Consider the following 15,213-nt stretch of genomic DNA (forward strand, 5'->3'; position numbering starts at 1 on the left):
CGTCGGGGCCAGGTGCGACCGCCGAACGGCGTTCCGGTAGAACGGTCCGTCGGAAGGACGTCCCCCGGCCGCTGACGCGTCGGTACGGACGCGGATCACGGGGGGGACGAGATGGCACGGCACGACGAGTGCGGCGACGAGCGGACGGCGGAGGGCGAGGTCGCCGTGGCCCGGCTCGCCACGGACGCGGGCGACCTCCCGCACGCGGCGGCACACCTGGCCGCCGCGACGGCGACGGACCCGGCGCTGCCCGAAGTCCACGAGGCCCTGGCCGGGTTCTCCGCCCGCGCCGGGGGCCCGGCCCGGGCCCTGGAGCACTTCCCCGTCGCGGGCGAGACCTCCCCCGGCGTCACCGCCTGCCACGCCCACCTGCGGGCCGCCGCCGGCGACCGGGACACCGCGGTGGAGACACTGGCCGCCGTGATGGCGGCCGAGCCCTCCCTGCCCTGGGCGGAGGCGGCCTGGCTGCTCCGCGAGGACCTGCCGGACCTGATCTCCCCGGACGCGGTCGCCCGTGCGGCCGCCCGCGCCACGACCACGCTCGGGGAGCCGCTGCCGGAGGCCGTCCGGACCGCCCTGCTGCCCTTCGACCGGTTCGTGACCGCCGTCCTGGACCGGCACCCCGACCACGCGCACCTGCTGGCCGTCGCCTCGGCCCTGCCGCGCCTGCTCGGCGCCACCGACCGCGCCGTCGAGCGGGCCCGGCGGGCGCACCGGATCGAACCCGGCCGCGTGCAGGCCCTCATGCTCGGCCGGGCCCTGCGCGCCGCCGGCGAGGCGGACGAGGCACTCGCGGTCTGGGAGGCGACCCTCGACGACGGGCCCTTCGACGGCCGTCTCGCCGGCGAGGTGGCCGAACTGTACGCGGCCACCGGCCGTCCCGAGGGGGGACTCCGCCGGGTGGAGGCGGCGCTGCGCCACGAGCCGGACCACCCGACGACCGCGCCGCTGCTGCACGGCCTGCGTCACCGGATCGACGGCGGCACGGACCACCTGCTCGCCCTGGCCGACCACCTCCGCACCCACCCGGACCACGCCCTGGCGGACGAACTGCTCGCCCGCGCCTGCCACCGCACGCCCTGGCTCGGCATCGTGCCCCAGGTGGTGGAGGCCTCGATCGACGTCCTGCACCAGCTGCTGGCGGAGCCGAACGACGCGCTGGCCGAGGGCTTCACCATCAAGATGTCGGAGCCGGAACCGCCCAGCGCGCTGCTCGCCCTGCGGCTCGCCTTCCCCCGCGGCTCGGCGAGCTACCGCGAACTGCGCGAGCCCGACCCGCGCCTGACGGTACGGCCGGTCGGTGTCCGCATCTGGCGGTACGACGGTCTCGATCCGCTGCCGGCCGTCGCCGCACCCTCGCCGGAGAGCGCCGAACTCGTCCGCCGGACCGCCGACATCCACTGGGCCCACCCGCCCGCGGCGTACGACCGGGCGGTCCGGCTGGCGGGCGTGCCGCTCGACGACCTGCTCGGCGTGCTCGCGCACCCGCCGGCCCCGCGCGAGGACGAGCTCGGCCGGGCACTGCTGGCGCACCAGCCCGAACTGTGGGTCCGCGCCGTCCAGGTGTTCGCCTGCCTCGGCATCGCCCACCACCGCACCGACCAGCCCTGGTCGCGGTCCGACCGTCGGCGCGTCCTGCTCGACCTGCTCCTCGGGTCCGAGGACTGGGTGGTGGAGGCGGCCGGATTCGCCCTGGTCGCCGTGGGCTGGACGCACCCGGCCACCCGCCAGGACATCGGGCAGCGGCTGCGCACCCGCCTGAACGCGGTGGCCTCCGCCTACGAGCAGCGCGACGTCACCGTGCTCACCTCGGTCTGCACCCTGGTGCTCGCCTGTCCCTGGCTCGACGAACAGTCCCGCGCCCTGGCCCAGGACCTGATCGACCGGCGCCGCAGCAACGTCGAGGCGTACGCCGCCGAAGACGCCGCCCCGCCGGCCCCGCAGCTCCCGCCGGCAGCGCCCACCCCGAGCCGCCCCCGCGGGCTGCGGGGGCTCTTCGGCCGCGGCCGCTGAGGCCGCCAGGAGCCCCACAGGATCCGGGTGTTCGGGCGGCGTCGGCGGCCCACCGGGCGTGGGGGTACCGCAGGATCGGCGAGGGGCGGTCCCGGGGGACGGGCGCGGACCTCCACGACGTGATGCTGCTCGACCTCCGCCGGAAGCAACCGTGAGGGGCGCAACCGTGAAGGGCCGCACCGGTGTCCGCGCCGCCCCCGGTCCCCCTTGACGGCGAAGGCCGCATCCACCAAGGTGTCGTCGACTCCCTCGCACCGCAGCCCATTCGGAACTCCCGCTCGGAGAAGGCATGCGTGCACCCACCCGTCCGGCCGGCCGTCGCGATCGCCCCCGGCTGCCCGTCGGCTTCGCCGTCGTCGCACTCGTCCTGGCCGGCGCCGGCCTCGGACTGGCACCTTCGGCGACGGCCGCCCTGCCCGACGTCCAACTGATCGTCAACGGGAGCTTCGACTCCGTCCCGTGGATCTGGGACTGCGAGCCGACCACCTCCCGGAGCCACCTCCCGCACGAGCACTACGTCACCGGCCGGCCGACCGCCGACAGCTACGCCGGCTGCACCCAGCGGGTCCGGGTCCAGCCGAACTCCAGCTACAGGCTGTCCGCCTCGGTGCGCGGCCCGTACGTGTTCGTCGGCGTCTCGGGCTCCGGCACCGAACCGGTCGCCACCTGGTCCTCCCAGAGCGACTGGAACGGCCTGTCGTTGCAGGTCACCACGGGCGCGGACACCACCGAGCTGACGGTGTACTTCCACGGCTGGTACGGACAGGGGTCCTACGACGTGCGGCAGATGTCCTTCACCGGGCCCGGCGTCACCCCGAACCCCTGCGGCGAGTCCGCCGCAACGCAGACGCCGAGCGGCAGCCCTGCGTCCGCCTCGCCGAGCCCCAGCTGCATGCGCACCTATTTCCCCTGGTCAACCGTCAGTTCAGCCCGGTGCCCGACGGCCGGCACGCCGGGCCCGTTCCTCGCCGCACATGCGGGGAACGGGCCCGATGGGTGTCCGTTGCGGGGCTGCCTCCGCCGGTCCCGTACGTCCGGGTCCGGAGGCGCGCGGCGCCTACGCGCCGACCGGGCGCTGCTGCCAGCGGACCGCCGGGCCGTCGTCGTACGGGCGCTGCACCAGTCGGCCGCCCGCGCCCGGACCGCCGGCGCCCGGACCGCCGTCCCCGGAGCGGCCTTCCAGGCCGAGGACGAGGCCGCTCGCCGCGTTGACGACCTGGTCGCCGCAGAACCGCCAGACGGTGCCCTCGTGTTCGCCCGCGCAGTCCTGCTGCACGAGCGGGGCGCCGTCGGTCGTGCGGCCGCCGGTGGCCAGGCAGCGACCGGTACCGGCGTTCTTGATCTGCACTCCCGCGTCGCCGGGGATCACGATCCAGGTCTGGCCGGCGGTCCGGCGGCAGGGCCGCTGCGTGAGGGCACCACCGGGGTCGGCCTGGGCGCACAGGCCGGTCGTCCGGTTCACGAAGGCACGGGAGCCGGGCGGCGGCGCGAAGACCGACGGCGTGGCCTTCCGGCTGGGCGTGGCGCTGGCGACGGCCGGTTCGGGCCGGAAGGACTCGGCGACCCCGACGGCTGCGACCGGCGCCGCCGGAAGCGTCGGTTCCTGACGCACGGCTGCGGCATCGGGGGTGGCCGGCGCGCCGCCGGCCGGTGCACCGCCGGCACCGGGCAGCAGGACGACGACGGCCGCGGCGGCACCGGCGAACGCGGTGGCGGTCGCCGTCCACTTGGCCGCCGCGGACCGGGAGACGGCCGCCAGCTTGGCGGCGGCCAGGTGCAGGCCGTGCCCTGCGGCGGACGACCAGAGGCCGGCCGGGTCCCAGAGCAGGATGCCGGCGGGCAGGACGGCGCCGAGGCGGCCGTTGAGGTCGCGCAGGTCGCGTTCGGCGCGGGCGCAGCCTGGGCAGTTCTGCAGGTGGCGGTCGAGGTGGCGGGTGGTGCGCTTGTCGGGCCGGCGGATGGACGCGGCGAGCATGCTGCCGTAGTGGCGGCATTCGTCGTCGGCGGTGGTCGTGAGGTGGGCCCGCAGGTAGGCCTCGCGCAGGCCCTCGCAGGCGCGGGCGACGAGGGAGCCGGTGCCGCTGACGGTGAGGCCCAGGCGTTTGGCGGTGGCTGCGGCGGGTTCGCGTTCGACGACCGCGTGCCAGAGGACGGCCTGCCAGCGTTCGGGGAGCGACCGGTAGGCCTGCAGGACGAGTGAGCCCTCTTCGGCGGCGAGGAGCGCGTCGTCGACGTCCTGGCCGCAGGGCAGGGACTCGGCCCAGGCCTCGAAGTCGTCGGACAGCAGCGTGCGGGCGCGGTCCCGGGACCATTCCACGGCCACGTGCCGCACGCACGTCAGCAGGTAGGGGCGCCAGGCGTGTTGGGGGCCGGCGCCGGCGGTGACGGCGCGGTAGGTCCGGGCGAAGGCCTCGGCGGCCAGGTCGTGCGCGGTCGCCGTGTCGCGGCAGCAGGTGCGGGCGTAGCCGAGGACGGCGGTGTGGTGGCGGGCGAAGACCTCGCCCATCACGTCCTGGACGGCCGGGCCGGCGAGCGGGCCGCCGTCGCGCAGCAGTGCGGCCAGTTCGGCGTCGCCGAGGTGATCGAGTGTCGTCTGACGGACCGTCGCGGATGCGCTCAACCTTCGCTCCTGTTCGTGCGGGGGGTGGCCGGGCGGCGAACGGCCCGGCTGGTTCGGGCCCCGGGATCGTCGACTTCCGGCCGGATTGCGGGCCAGTGTGTCATGGCCCCGCGCAGACCGTCGTCGCAGGTCGGGAGCCACGGGCCGGGCGGGCACCGGGTCCACCGGATCCCCCGGCGCCGTACCGCGCACCGGCGGCGGCGGGCGTCCGCGCGTGCTCCCTTGGATCGTTCGCGGTCATCCGTTGGTGCACCGCGACACCGGTCGGCCGCCGCATAACGAGTTGGCAAAAAAGCAGGACGTCCGGCCGCCAGGCCGGTCTTCCCCTGCAGGAACCGAACGGAAGCAAGGAATGCCGTTGTCTGACCCAGCCGCCGATCCGCCGTCGGACGCCGAACGCACCCGCCGGCCCGCCGTACGCCCACTGACCACCCGCGAGAGCGAGGCGCTGATCGCCTACGCGCGTCGGCTGTGCCGTGACGCACGGGCCGCCCGGGAACTCACTGAGGAGGTGTTCGCCGCGGACCTCCGCGGGACGGACCCGGAGCACGCCCGGCAGCCGGCCCTGCTGGCCGCCGCCCGGCGCACCGCCGCCACGTGGGCGGACAGCGGGCGTGCCGACCTGCTGTCACCCGCGTTCGCCGCCTGGCTCCGCACCCTTCCCCGCCCGAACGCCTCGGCCCAGTGCGCGCAGGCCGCCGTCGTCGCGGCCGAGGAGGACTCGGCCCTCCTCCAGGTCTTCCGGAAGCTGCCCGACGCCCTGCGGGCCGCCGTGTGGCAGGCCCTCGACGACGCGCCCGAGCCGGCTCCCCCGTCCCCTGCCACCGACGACGCCGCGGACGCCAATGCCGATGCCTCTGCTGCGGGACTGCCCGACCCGGAGGTCGTGGCGCGGTTCTACGGCGCCTACCTGCAGTACTACGTGGTGCACGCGCCCCGCCGGAGCTGCCGTCAGCTGGTCGCCAGGCTCGGCGACACCGTCCGCCGCGGCGACACCGACGAGGCCCTCGACCGCCACCTCGCCCGGTGCGGCGACTGCACCCGCGCCCGCGCGGACCTCGCCGCCGTCCACACCTGGCAGCGCCCCGCGCTCCGCGCAGGACTCCTGCTGTGGACGGGCGAGGAGCGGACGGGTGACCGGCGCACGGGCGAGGAAGCGCCGGAGGCGGCGGACACCGTGGTCCTGCCGGCCCTTCCCGCAGGCCTGTTCGCCTCGCTTCCGCAGGAGGGAACGCCGCCCCCCGCCCCGGTCCCCGTCCCAGTCGCGACCCCCGTCCCGGTCCCGGTGCCGGTCGCGAGCGCGGTGGCGCTCCCGTCGTCCACCGGGCCGTCCGACCCGGACGCGGCCGGTGCCGGGCCGCAGCGCCACTCCGACCGGACGGTCGTCTTCGCCCTCCTGGCGCTCGGCCTCGGCATCCTGACCGTGGCCGCCGCCACCATCGCCCCCGACCGCGCCGCACCCACCGCGGCCGCCCCGCCGGCCTCCCCGTCCCGCGCCGCCTCCCGGGCCGCCGTCCCGCCGAAGTCCTCCCCGACCGCCCCCGCGCCGTGGACACCCGTCTCCCCCGCGCCGGACGGGGGCTCCCCCGCGCCCGTCCCACCGACGGCAGCTGACACCCCGTCGCCCTCGCCCACCTCCCGGATCCCCGCCTTCCGCCTCGTCAACGTGCGCAGCGGACTGTGCGTCCTGCCCGACGACCCCGGTGGCCGGGACGGCGGCGGCGTGCACCTCGGCACCTGCGACGGCAGTGCGGCGCAGCGCTGGCAGTTCCTGCAGAACAGCAGCGGGCTGCTGCAGGTCCGCAACGCGGCCGGCGGCCAGTGCCTGGACGGCACCACGGCGGGCGGCAACGTGGTCGCCGTCGTCCTGCAGGAGTGCCGTGCCGACCGCCGGGAGCAGCTGTGGAAGGCCGTCGCGAGCAGCCGACCCGCCGCCTTCCGCCTGCACTTCGTCCCGTGCGTCACCAAGAGCGACTACACCGACCACCTGCTCGGTCCCGGTGGCATCTGGCCCGGCCCGGCCAGGGCCGGTTCACCGGTCGTCCACCAGCCCAACTACTACGACAAGGACGACTTCCTCTTCACCACCGTCTGACCTGCGCCGGCCCGGTCCGCGTTCCGGCCGTCGCCCTCGGCGCGCGGCAGGGAGGTGCTCAGCTCCGGGCACCTCCCGGACCTGTGCCGACCGAGAGGTGGTACAGCGCCGCCGGCCTGGGCAGGTGACACCTGGGGCGACCACTGCGCCGGCCCGCTCAGCCGGTCGATGGGCAAGGGGCCCCGCGGCTCGGGGTGCCAGATCAGGTCGACCAGGTCCTGGGGAGGGTCTCCTCCGTCGGCCATCGCCCGGACGTACGCCTTCGCCCGGCCGATGCCGAGGGCGGGAGCATGCTTGCGCAGGTGGCGAACGGCTGCCATGGGACCGTCGGTTCGCAGGACGGCGCGGACGGCCGGAGCCACCGGGTCGGGCAGGTCCGCGGGCCGGACGCCCTTGAACCGCCAGAGGAAGTGCTTCTCCCAGCCGTCCGCGGCTGTGAGGACCGGAATGTGATAGATGCTCCCGTCCTCCTTGTCCACCAGGTACGGGCCGCCTCCGACGAGCATCGCGTGCGGATCGCGCGTCCGGATGTACTCCACCGCGTTCCAGCCGACCAGCCACCCCAGGGCATGGTCGCGCACGCTGTCGACGGCGACCTCCGCTTCTCCCCGCCAGTTCTGTGCGAGGAGGTCCTCCACCAGCTCGGCGGCCCTCTCCTGGGTGATCACCGCACCATCATTCACCAGGGCACAACCGGGTTTCCGGCATCCCGGCCCTCGTGCGGCGGGGAGCTCGGTGCTCGGTCCCACGTGGAAGTGGGAGGTGCAGATCGACGATGCCCCGGTCACGCCGCGCGGCCCCGGGGCGGGTGCGGTGGTGGGGCAGGCTCGGTGGTGGGGCGGCAGGCGCCGGCCGGGCTGCTGGGGGCACCCGGCCGGCGCGGCAGCCACGGGGGCCGGGGGATCCGGCGGCGCCGACCAGGGTCGCCGCCGGACCGTCCCGTCCCTCGTTGGGCTGTTGCTGGGAGAGAGGGCGAAACGGGCCGATCGACCCGCGGGTTTGCCCATTCTTTACCATCGGGGATCCGGAACGGCGGAGTCCGCCCCTCGCGGCCGAGGACGCCCCCGGGGGAATCGCACCGGCGATCCGACCCATCCGGGGGGACCCGGCCGCCGAACCAGGGGTACGAGCGTGTGACGGGCATCGGACACCGTGCCTCCGGCACTCCGGACCCGCTTCGCGAGCACGCCGGGGCCGGGGCCCGTCACGCGCACTCTCCTCAACCTCCCGGGGAGGTACCCGATGAGGAAGGTCCTGATCCCCACCGCGATCGCCGCGCTGATCGTGCCGCTCGGCGCGGCGGTCGCCACCGCCGACAGCGGCACCGGACACCACGGCGCCGACCGGCGGAACACGTTCACCATGGCGCTGCTGCTGCCGGTGGCCAACAACCGGGTGCACGGCATCGGCAACGCCACCGTGAACCTGCACGGCACCGAAGCCAGGATCACCGTCCACGTCCGCGGCCTGCTGAACCACGCCCCGCACGCCATGCACATCCACGTCAAGGGCTCGGGCGAGTGCCCGACCGCCGCGGACTCCACCCTGCACAACGGCCGCCTCGCGACCTCGACCGCCGACGGCCTGCCCGCCTACGGTCCGATCGGCACGTCGCTGACCACCAGCGGCGACACGAGCCCCGCCAGTGCGCTGGCCGTCGACCGGTTCCCCTCCACCGGCACCTTCACCTACTCGCGCACGATCCACGTCACCGCCGACGTCGCCCAACAGGTCCGCCGCGACAACGCCGTGGTGGTCGTCCACGGCATCGACTACAACAAGAACGGCCGGTACGACGACGTCCTGGGCGCCAGTGAGCTCAACCCCGCCCTGCCCCAGGAAGCCACCGCCCCCGCGCTCTGCGGCCCCCTGCACTGAGCCGCCCCGCCGCCGCGGCCGGTCCGCCCGGCCGCGGCTCACGGGCTGTCGACGCCGCCCGCGCGGACCTTCGCCTCGATCAGGGCAGTCAGGCGGGTCAAGCCCGGGCGGTCGTCCTCTCCGTGACGGGAGAGCAGTTCGTAGCGGACGTCACCGCCGGAGCGCTGCCGGCGGCCCTGGAGGACGGGCAGGAGGGAGGGGTCGGCGAGGAAGTGCTGCCCCCCGGTGAGTCCCTCGGTGCGGGGGTCGCCGGCCGCACGGTTCCCGGCGCTGCGGGAGACCAGCGACATGCGCGAGTGCCCTCGGTTCTCATACCCGACCCGCGACCACCGGCGAGCCGCGCGGGTGGGACTTCCGGTGGGACGCCGCGTTCGCGGTCGAGTTCGCCATGTGCTCCAGCCCGGGGCCTGACCCGGGGTCAAGGTCAACCCGCCGGTTCCGCGACCGGGTTCCGTGGCAGACGGCTGCGCCGGCGGCCCGCGGCGTGCTTACGTGGCTCCATGACGCACCCGGACACGGTCGAGGAAGTCGGGAGCCGGTTTCGGCTGGAACGGAAGCTGGGCGCAGGTGGCCAGGGGGAGGCCTGGCTGGCGTACGACGAGCGCCTGCGCCGCCGCGTGGTACTCAAACGGCTCGTGGTCACCGCGGGACCGTCGGCCGAGGCGGGCGCGGTGCAGCTGGCGCGGGCGGAACGGGAGGCACGGGCGGCCGGGAACCTCCGCCATCCCGGCATCGTCACGGTGTTCGACCAGTTCGCGGACCACCGGGGCGTGCCGTGGATGGTGATGGAGTACGTGGAGGGGCGTTCCCTCCGGGACGCCGTCGCGTCGGGACCGCTCGCGGTCGTCGAGGCGGCCCGGATCGGGGCGCAGGTCGCGTCCGCCCTGGCCGCCGCGCACGCGGCGGGCGTGGTCCACCGGGACGTCAAGCCGGCCAACATCCTGCTGGCCGGCGACCGGGCGGTGGTCGCGGACTTCGGGATCGCCTCGGTGCCGGACGAGGTCACGATCACGGCGACGCACATGCCGCCCGGGACACCGCAGTTCATGGCCCCGGAGCAGGTCGGGAACGGGGCGTCGTCCCCGGCGTCCGACATGTGGTCGCTCGGGGTGACGCTGTACTGCGCGGTGGAGGGGCGGTTCCCGTTCCCCGGGGAATCCGTCCTGCAGGTGCTCCTGGCGGTCGGCCGCGGCGTCCCGGAGCCGATGACCAGGGCCGGCGCTCTGGCACAGCTGATCGGTCAACTCCTGCGGACTGCACCGGAGGAGCGTCCTGCCGCCGCCGTCGCGGCGGCCTCCTTGCGCGAGGTCGCGCAGGCCGCTGACGTCTCGCAGGCCACTGACGTCTCGCAGGCCGTGGAGGTCTCGCAGGCCGTGGGGGCGGTAGCGGCTGCGGAGGCGACCGGACCGGGTCCGGACGACATCGACGAACTGCTCCGCCGGGCGACCCGCGAGCGCGACCGCGGCGATGTGCCGCGGGCCGAGGACACCTACTGGTCGGCGCTCGACCTGGCGATCCGGCTGCACGCCCGGCTGCAGGAGGGCTGGGCCTGGGACGGACTCGGGTCCTGCCGCTGGCGCGCCGACGACCCGGACATGGCCCTGCGGTTCTACCAGCGCGCAGCGTGCATCGCCGAGGAGACCCGCGACCCGCTGATGCGGGCCTGGAGTCTGCACAACTTCGGCACCCACCGCCGTAAGAAGGGCGAGCCTGAGGCGGCCCGGGGCTACTTCGAGCAGGCCCTGGCGGTGGCGGAGGACGAGCGCTGCACGGCGCCCGCGGGCTGGACGCACCACCAGCTGGCCGAGCTGGCGGCCGAGGACGGGGATCCCCTCCGGGAGAAGGAGCACTACGCCGCGGCCGTGCACGTCGCACGGGGCACCCGCGAGGAGGAACTGGCCGGGTGGAGTCTGTACAACCTGGCCAGGTGCGAGGAGCGCGCGGGGGACCTCCCGGCGGCACGCGAGCACTACGCGGGCGTTCTGGAGGTAGGCGCCCGCATCCCGAACCGGTGGATGGTCGAGCACGCCGAGGAGGCTCTCGGGCGTACGGCCGGTCCCGGCTGAGGCGAGCCGCTCGCGCGGCGGTGCCGCGGTCCACGCCGGCCGCGGCGTCGACGAGGGGCATCACGGCGGTCGACGCCCGGGAATCGCCGGCGCACGATCGGCCGGGCCCGGTGGACACGACACGGCCCGGCCACCAGGGGGGAGGGCGGCCGGGCCGGGTACGGGGGACGGGGCGGGAACCGCCTCGTCGGAACGACCATACGGCCGACCGCGGCCGGGACGCGCGAGGCGCGCCCGTGTTCTCCGCAGCCGGATTCCCGGCGGCACACGGGAGTGCGCGAGGCCGCGCGACACGTCGGCACACCGGCGGCCGGCCGTGCGGTGCGGTGCGGTGCGGTGCGGCGCACGGGTGGCGCCGAGGGGCCGGGCGGGTGATGTTCCCGGGGTGTCGGCCGGGACCCGGCCGCGGTGTGTGCGATCGCTGGAAGGGCGGTGCCCCGGGGCGCCGGCCGTCCGATCGCCGACCCTCTCGGGGAGTGTGTTCCGCCATGTCCGTCGTCCGCCGGATCCTGCCGTTACTCCTCGCCCTCGCCTGCGCCGCCGGCCTGTGGACCACCGCCACCGCCTCAGCCCTCGCCGCATCGGCCCACACCGTCACCACCGCGGCCGCGCCGACCGCCGGGCAGGGAACCGCCGGGCCGGGGATCGACTGGGACGCGGTCGCGGCCTGCGAGAGCGGCGGCCGCTGGCACGCCAACACCGGCAACGGCTACTACGGCGGCCTGCAGTTCGACCAGTCCACCTGGCGTGCCAACGGCGGCACCGCGTACGCGGCCCGTCCCGACCTCGCCACCCGCGACCAGCAGATCGCCGTCGCCGAACACCTCGCCGCCCACCGGGGCCTGGCCCCCTGGCCCGTCTGCGGCGCCCGCGCCGGCACCCACCACACGGTGCCCGCGCCGCGCCCGGCGCAGCAGCACGCCGCACAGCAGCACGCCGCCCGGCAGCCCGCCGTCACCGAGCCCGAGGCGGCAGCGGCCACCGAGTCCGATGCGGCAGCGGCCGCCGACCCCGGCCCGGCGGACACCGCCACCGTCGTGGTCCAGGACGGCGACACCCTCGACGCGATCGCCGTGGCCCAGCAGGTGTCCGGCGGCTGGCCCGCCCTCTACGAGGCCAACCGCGACCCCGTCGGCGACGACCCCGACCTCATCCTGGCCGGTCAGACCCTCCGCCTCCCCTGAGCCCGAACACCGGCTCCACCGGGTCGATAGAAGCCCACGCCGACATCACTCCAGGTCGACATCGGCGACGCCCTGCAGCGCCGCCCCGCCGGCCCGTGCCTCGTCCAGCCGGTCCGCGAACTCCTGCGCCCGGCGGCCCGGTGCGACGTCGGCGAGACCGGTCGGCCAGGTGCCGGGCGGCACCACGGTCACCAGCACCCCGCCGGCCTCGGCCGCGGCCTCCAGCCACGCCGCCGGAGCGTCCATCACGGGGTCGGGCTCCCACGCCTCGCGCCCGCCGATCAGCACCAGCCGCACGAACCGCCCGCCGCGGACCTGCACCGTCCCCGTCGTGGCGGGCGGCCGGCCGACGGCCACGAAGCCGCTCTCCCAGGCGTCCGTCGCCAGTCCGCCCCAGTGGCCCTCGTCGACCTCGACGACGATCTCGGCCACCAGCGTGCCGTCGTCCGTCTCCCGCACCACCAGCGCCCACAGCACCGGCCCTTCGCCCGCAGCACCCGTCACGCCCGGTCCAACGAGCGGGGCCCGCCGAACACACGCCCCGGACCGGGTGAGCGCACGTCAGGGCGCAGCTGAGTACGGGTACTCAGCTGCTCGTGGCGGCGGATGGTGTGTGCTGCCGTCATGACGACGATCCATCCGGCGCGGACGGCGCCGCAGCGGCTCTCCCGGGCGGGCGACCTCCTCGCGGCCCTCGCCGGGCTGCTGCCGGCCGCCGTGGTCCTCGGGTACGCGCTGCTGGCCGTGGGCACGGCGGGCTGGGCCGCGCAGTACGACGGCATGTCCCCGAGCACCGGCGGCGAGACCGCGGTCATCGGGGTGACCGCCGTCGTCGCCGGGGTGGTCGCCCACGCCCTGCGCCGGCAGGCCCCGATCACGGCCGTCACCCAGGGTCTCGTCGCGCTGGTCGCGGGCCTGCTCACGGCGCTCCTGCTCTCCCCCGCCACTCCCGGCGGGCACCCCGCGCCGACGCCCTCCCCCACCACGACCGAACAGGTCCGGCCGTACGGCTACGGCCCGTGCCGCAGCGGCGGCACCAACGACGAGTGCAAGTACTCCGGCGGCTGAACCGCGCCCCGCACCACAGGACCCGCCCGCCCCGCAGCACCCACCCGCACCGCACCGGTCGACGCCGCCCGCACCTGGCCGGAAGCAGCACCCACCGGAGGCGGAACGGTTCATGACGGACCGTCAGCTGCAATGTCTCGTCTAGGGTCGCAATCGCCAGCGAGCGGAGCATGCCGGCGGTTCGTCGGCCCGACGGCGCGGAGGACGAGTGCCCCAGGACACGGAGTTCCACCTTCCCTTCCCTCCGGCGGTCAGCCCGGACCTGACGGCCGCGCGGCGGCGCAACCTCTCCTGGGTGCGCAGGCACCGCCTCGTCGGCGAGGGGCGCGCCCTCGACTGGTACGCCTCCTGGGACGTACCGCGGCTCGCCGCCTACGGGTTCCCCTACGCGCAGGGGCCGGCACTGGACCTGTGCGCCGACGCGATGGCGTTCTTCTTCGTCTTCGACGACCAGTTCGACGGGCCACTCGGAAGTCTCCCCGACCGGGTCGCCGCGGTGTGCCGGAGGCTGATCGACGTCGTCCACGGGGTCGCGCCCCGGACCGGTGCGGACCCGTGCACGACGGCCTTCGCCGACCTGTGGCGGCGCAGCGTCCACGGCGCACCGCCCGGGTGGACGGCACGGGTCGCCCACGAGTGGGAGTACTACTTCGCCGCGCATCCGCACGAGGCCCTCGACCGGCTCCGCGGCACCCCGAGCGGCATGGAGAGCTTCCTGCAGGTGCGCCGGGGCGTCGCCGCGACCGCGCTGCCCGTGTCCCTCGGGGAACGCGCGGCCGGCATCCGCGTCCCCGCGGTCGCGTTCCATGCCCCGCAGCTGCGCCGCATGCGCGACATCGCCGTGGACGTCCCCATCATGTGCAACGACGTCTGCTCCCTGGAGAAGGAGGAGGCCCGCGGCGACATCGACAACCTCGTCCTCGTTCTCGAGCACGAGCGCGGCCTCTCCCGGGACGGCGCCCTCGCCGCCGCCAACAGCGCGGTGGCACGGCGGGTCGAGGACTTCCGGCACCTCGCGGGCGAGGTGCCGGGGATGTGCTGCCGGCTCGGCCTCGACGGCCCGCAGCGCGCCTCCGTCGACACGTACGTCCGGGTCATGAGCGCCTGGATCGGCGGCTACCGCGCCTGGCAGACCGAGACCACCAGGTACCGCACCGCCCTGGACGTCCTGCCCCGCTCCGGGCCCGGCCACTTCGACGACCTCTTCGGGCCCTGACCCGTCCGCCGGCTCCCTCGCGGCAGACCGGATCAGGCCTCCGCGGCGGTGGTCCCGGGTGCCGCGGCGGGTGGGCAGAGGGTGCGGCGGACGGCCGCGCGGAGCCAGCGGTGGGCGCCGTCGGCGGTGTGGCGGGGGTGCCAGGCCATGCCGATGGTCAGGGGCGGCAGGTCCAGGGGGATGTCGAGGAGGTGCAGTCCGAGGGCGCCGGCGTCGTGGGTGAGCGGCGAGGGGGCGGCGCCGGGCAGTGCGGCGGGCACCAGGCAGACGACGTCGCTGCGGGCGGCGAGGGTCATCGCGGCCAGGTGGCCGGGGAGGACGACGCCGACCCGCCGGCGGAGGTCCAGCGCGGCCAGTGCGGTGTCGAGCGGGCCGGTGAACCGGCCGCGGCGGCTGACCGCGACGTGCTGGGCCGCGGCCAGCCGGGCCGGGGTCAGCTGCCCCTCGGTGAGCGGATGACCCGGACGGACGGCCGCCACCATGCGGAGGCGGACCAGTTCTTCGACCCGTGTCTCGGGGTCGACGTGGTCGATCGAGCCGATCTCCAGGTCGATCCGGCCGTCCCGCAGTGCCGGTCCGGCCTCCAGTTCCTCGGCGCGGATCCGGAACGAGACCCCCGGCGCCTCCCGCCCGGCCAGCTCCAGCAGCCCGGGGGCCAGCGCCGCACCGACCAGGTCGGCGGTCTGGAGGGTGAAGGTGTTGCCCAGACCGGCGGGGTCGACGCTCGTGCCGGGGCCGAGCAGCGCCCCGAGGCTGCGCACGACCGCGGCGGCCTCCTCGCGCAGGGCCTCGGCGCGGGGGGTCGGGACCATGGCCTGCCCGGCCCGGACGAGGAGCGGGTCCTGGAGGATGCGGCGCAGCCGGGCGAGGGTGCGGCTCATGGCGGCGGGCGAGGTGTGCAGGCGTGCGGCGGCGCGGGTCACGCTGTGCTCGGCCAGCAGCGCGTCCAGTGCGAGGGCGAGATTGGCGTCGATCACCGGATCCGGGCTGTTCACCAGCATCATTCCATTCCGAGCAATGATTCCGTGCCGAAGTTCCCATTGTGGCACGGCGTGGGCCCTCAGCAGGATGAA

Annotated in this window: 14 protein-coding genes; 7 read left to right on the forward strand and 7 right to left on the reverse strand. The window is 75.8% G+C overall.

Going from position 1 to position 15,213, the window contains the following annotated elements; translation table 11 throughout:
• Window positions 1–111 precede the first annotated feature (111 nt).
• The gene (locus IE98_RS0128705; RefSeq protein ID WP_052391085.1) at window positions 112–2,013 is read left to right on the forward strand and encodes a hypothetical protein; all 1,902 of its coding nucleotides are present in this window, start codon (window positions 112–114) and stop codon (window positions 2,011–2,013) included.
• Between the two features lie 588 nt (window positions 2,014–2,601).
• Here IE98_RS0128705 and IE98_RS49510 read toward each other — a convergent pair.
• The 3 genes from IE98_RS49510 to IE98_RS45175 form a co-directional block, all read right to left on the reverse strand.
• Window positions 2,602–2,742 carry a hypothetical protein gene (locus tag IE98_RS49510; RefSeq protein WP_159401103.1) on the reverse strand — a complete coding sequence of 47 codons (141 nt, stop codon included), beginning with the start codon at window positions 2,740–2,742 and terminating at the stop codon, window positions 2,602–2,604.
• 42 nt (window positions 2,743–2,784) lie between these two features.
• Complete coding sequence (locus IE98_RS52055; RefSeq protein WP_267882369.1) at window positions 2,785–2,913, reverse strand: hypothetical protein; 129 nt, start codon at window positions 2,911–2,913, stop codon at window positions 2,785–2,787.
• 157 nt (window positions 2,914–3,070) lie between these two features.
• Window positions 3,071–4,633: an RICIN domain-containing protein gene (locus IE98_RS45175; RefSeq protein WP_052391086.1), complete on the reverse strand. Its 1,563-nt coding sequence runs from the start codon at window positions 4,631–4,633 to the stop codon at window positions 3,071–3,073.
• A gap of 358 nt (window positions 4,634–4,991) precedes the next feature.
• On the opposite strand from IE98_RS45175, the gene IE98_RS0128730 reads away from it, so the two are divergent.
• The gene (locus IE98_RS0128730; protein ID WP_030273896.1) at window positions 4,992–6,728 is read left to right on the forward strand and encodes an RICIN domain-containing protein; all 1,737 of its coding nucleotides are present in this window, start codon (window positions 4,992–4,994) and stop codon (window positions 6,726–6,728) included.
• On the opposite strand, the gene IE98_RS0128735 is transcribed toward IE98_RS0128730, so the two are convergent.
• Window positions 6,692–7,396 carry a YrhB domain-containing protein gene (locus IE98_RS0128735; RefSeq protein WP_052391087.1) on the reverse strand — a complete coding sequence of 235 codons (705 nt, stop codon included), beginning with the start codon at window positions 7,394–7,396 and terminating at the stop codon, window positions 6,692–6,694. The genes IE98_RS0128730 and IE98_RS0128735 overlap by 37 nt on opposite strands.
• A gap of 574 nt (window positions 7,397–7,970) precedes the next feature.
• On the opposite strand from IE98_RS0128735, the gene IE98_RS0128740 reads away from it, so the two are divergent.
• Window positions 7,971–8,606: a hypothetical protein gene (locus IE98_RS0128740; RefSeq protein WP_030273899.1), complete on the forward strand. Its 636-nt coding sequence runs from the start codon at window positions 7,971–7,973 to the stop codon at window positions 8,604–8,606.
• Window positions 8,607–8,644: 38 nt separating this feature from the next.
• Here IE98_RS0128740 and IE98_RS0128745 read toward each other — a convergent pair whose 3' ends face one another.
• Window positions 8,645–8,896 (reverse strand): hypothetical protein, encoded by a 252-nt coding sequence (locus tag IE98_RS0128745; RefSeq protein ID WP_030273901.1) that lies wholly within the window; start codon window positions 8,894–8,896, stop codon window positions 8,645–8,647.
• Window positions 8,897–9,106: 210 nt separating this feature from the next.
• Here IE98_RS0128745 and IE98_RS45180 point away from each other — a divergent pair, with 210 nt between their 5' ends.
• Window positions 9,107–10,672 (forward strand): protein kinase domain-containing protein, encoded by a 1,566-nt coding sequence (locus tag IE98_RS45180; protein ID WP_052391088.1) that lies wholly within the window; start codon window positions 9,107–9,109, stop codon window positions 10,670–10,672.
• 488 nt (window positions 10,673–11,160) lie between these two features.
• Window positions 11,161–11,856 carry a transglycosylase family protein gene (locus tag IE98_RS52325; RefSeq protein WP_052391089.1) on the forward strand — a complete coding sequence of 232 codons (696 nt, stop codon included), beginning with the start codon at window positions 11,161–11,163 and terminating at the stop codon, window positions 11,854–11,856.
• Window positions 11,857–11,901: 45 nt separating this feature from the next.
• On the opposite strand, the gene IE98_RS0128760 is transcribed toward IE98_RS52325, so the two are convergent.
• Entirely contained in the window at window positions 11,902–12,360 is a 459-nt protein-coding gene (locus IE98_RS0128760; protein WP_159401104.1) for a hypothetical protein, read from the reverse strand.
• A gap of 120 nt (window positions 12,361–12,480) precedes the next feature.
• Between IE98_RS0128760 and IE98_RS0128765 the strand changes: the two genes are divergently transcribed.
• Together IE98_RS0128765 and IE98_RS0128770 are read left to right on the forward strand one after the other, a co-directional pair.
• Window positions 12,481–12,924, forward strand: coding sequence for a DUF6234 family protein (locus IE98_RS0128765; protein ID WP_030273906.1), 444 nt, complete (start codon window positions 12,481–12,483; stop codon window positions 12,922–12,924).
• Between the two features lie 208 nt (window positions 12,925–13,132).
• Window positions 13,133–14,140 carry a terpene synthase family protein gene (locus IE98_RS0128770; protein WP_030273908.1) on the forward strand — a complete coding sequence of 336 codons (1,008 nt, stop codon included), beginning with the start codon at window positions 13,133–13,135 and terminating at the stop codon, window positions 14,138–14,140.
• A 32-nt stretch (window positions 14,141–14,172) separates the two neighbouring features.
• Here the strand turns inward: IE98_RS0128770 and IE98_RS0128775 are convergent, their stop codons facing one another.
• Window positions 14,173–15,144 (reverse strand): LysR family transcriptional regulator, encoded by a 972-nt coding sequence (locus IE98_RS0128775; RefSeq protein ID WP_030273910.1) that lies wholly within the window; start codon window positions 15,142–15,144, stop codon window positions 14,173–14,175.
• Window positions 15,145–15,213: the final 69 nt, after the last annotated feature.

Origin of the sequence: Streptomyces sp. NRRL B-24484 (assembly GCF_000717715.1) — a bacterium.
Taxonomy (GTDB): domain Bacteria; phylum Actinomycetota; class Actinomycetes; order Streptomycetales; family Streptomycetaceae; genus Kitasatospora.

What these genes read in the sequence shown, in the direction of transcription:
- IE98_RS0128775 (WP_030273910.1), bottom strand. Translation starts at nt 15,144, where the DNA reads ATGATGCTGGTGAACAGCCCGGATCCGGTGATCGACGCCAATCTCGCC.
- IE98_RS0128705 (WP_052391085.1), top strand. Translation starts at nt 112, where the DNA reads ATGGCACGGCACGACGAGTGCGGCGACGAGCGGACGGCGGAGGGCGAG.
- IE98_RS52325 (WP_052391089.1), top strand. Translation starts at nt 11,161, where the DNA reads ATGTCCGTCGTCCGCCGGATCCTGCCGTTACTCCTCGCCCTCGCCTGC.
- IE98_RS0128745 (WP_030273901.1), bottom strand. Translation starts at nt 8,896, where the DNA reads ATGTCGCTGGTCTCCCGCAGCGCCGGGAACCGTGCGGCCGGCGACCCC.
- IE98_RS0128765 (WP_030273906.1), top strand. Translation starts at nt 12,481, where the DNA reads ATGACGACGATCCATCCGGCGCGGACGGCGCCGCAGCGGCTCTCCCGG.
- IE98_RS45180 (WP_052391088.1), top strand. Translation starts at nt 9,107, where the DNA reads ATGACGCACCCGGACACGGTCGAGGAAGTCGGGAGCCGGTTTCGGCTG.
- IE98_RS0128740 (WP_030273899.1), top strand. Translation starts at nt 7,971, where the DNA reads ATGAGGAAGGTCCTGATCCCCACCGCGATCGCCGCGCTGATCGTGCCG.